The sequence below is a fragment of the Bradyrhizobium sp. genome, assembly GCF_049691595.1.
Taxonomy (GTDB): domain Bacteria; phylum Pseudomonadota; class Alphaproteobacteria; order Rhizobiales; family Xanthobacteraceae; genus Bradyrhizobium.
Genome location: NZ_JBAVNZ010000368.1, coordinates 1 through 1,504 on the forward strand (window position 1 = coordinate 1; position 1,504 = coordinate 1,504).

Consider the following 1,504-nt stretch of genomic DNA (forward strand, 5'->3'; position numbering starts at 1 on the left):
GCATAAGCGCTGGCCGGTTGATCCTCGTGAAGCGACCCGCTAGGCTAATTGGAATGATAGGGATCATATAAGAACCCCCGAAGGGAGACCGCCGTGAGCCAAAATCCCCAGTTCCTGTTCGATTTCGGCAGCCCGAACGCGTTCCTCAGCCATGAGGCGATTCCGGCGATCGAACAGCGCACCGGCGTGAAGTTCGAATATGTCCCGATCCTGCTCGGCGGCATCTTCAAGGCTACCAACAACAGGTCGCCGGCGGAAACGCTCGCCGGAATCAAGAACAAGCGCGAATTTCATGCGCTGGAGACCGAACGCTTCGTCAAGCGCTTCCATGTAAAGCCCTATACCTGGAACCCGTTCTTCCCGGTCAACACGCTGAACCTGATGCGCGCCGCGGTGGCCGCCCAGCTCGAAGGCGTGTTCGAGAAGTATGTCGAGGCGGCGTTTCACCATATGTGGGTCGAGCCCAAGAAGATGGACGATCCCGAGGTGGCGGCCAGGGCGCTGGCCGCATCCGGCCTAGACGCGGCCAAATTGTTCGCCCGCGCACAGGAGCCCGAGGTCAAGGCAAAACTGATCGCGAACACGCAATCGGCGGTCGAGCGCGGCGCGTTCGGCTCGCCAACCTTCTTCGTCGGCAACGAGATGTTCTTCGGCAAGGAGCAGTTGCGCGAAGTCGCGGAAATGGTCGCGGGGAAATAACGCCCGTCATTGCGAGCGGAGCGAAGCAATCCATCTCGCCGCGTAAAGAAAGAATGGATTGCTTCGTCGCAAGTGCTCCTCGCAATGACGAGGAGAGGCCGCGCCGCGAACGGGTCCGCATGATTCAGAGGAGTGCACCAATGCAAAAGCGCAACGCCACCTGCGCCGTGATCGGCGCCGGCGACTACATCGGCGGCGAAATCGCCAAAAAATTCGCCGCCGAGGGATTCTCCGTGTTCGCGGGCCGGCGCGACGGCGCCAAGCTCGAACCGCTGGTCAGGGACATCGAGGCGACAGGCGGCTCGATCGTCGCCCGCGCGCTCGACGCGCGCAAGGAGGACGAGATCGCCGCCTTCCTGAACGACGCCGATGCGCACGCGCCGCTGGAAGTCTGCATCTTCAATGTCGGCGCCAACGTCAATTTCCCGATCCTGGAGACCACCGACCGCGTATTCCGGAAGGTCTGGGAAATGGCGTGCTGGGCCGGCTTCCTCGCCGGGCGCGAGGCGGCGCGGCTGATGCTGCCGCGCGGCAGGGGAAACATCTTCTTCACCGGCGCCACCGCCTCGCTGCGCGGCGGCAGCGGCTATGCGGCGTTTGCCAGCGCCAAGTTCGGCCTGCGTGCGGTCGCACAGGCCACGGCGCGCGAACTGGGTCCAAAAAACATCCACGTCGCCCATCTCATCATCGACTCCGGCGTCAATACCGAATGGGTGCGCCAGCGGCGGCTTGAGGCGCTGGGGCCGGGCGCCCTCGACGATCCCGATCTCCTGATGCCGCCGTCCTCGGTCGCGGAGTCCTACTG

2 protein-coding genes are annotated in these 1,504 nt (G+C 63.7%); both read left to right on the forward strand.

Going from position 1 to position 1,504, the window contains the following annotated elements:
* Window positions 1-93: 93 nt before the first annotated feature.
* On the forward strand, window positions 94-699 hold the full coding sequence (locus WCE35_RS16260) for a 2-hydroxychromene-2-carboxylate isomerase (RefSeq protein WP_424594361.1): 606 nt from the start codon (window positions 94-96) through the stop codon (window positions 697-699).
* Between the two features lie 140 nt (window positions 700-839).
* On the forward strand, window positions 840-1,504 hold a 665-nt coding region (locus WCE35_RS16265; protein WP_424594362.1), incomplete at its 3' end, for an SDR family NAD(P)-dependent oxidoreductase.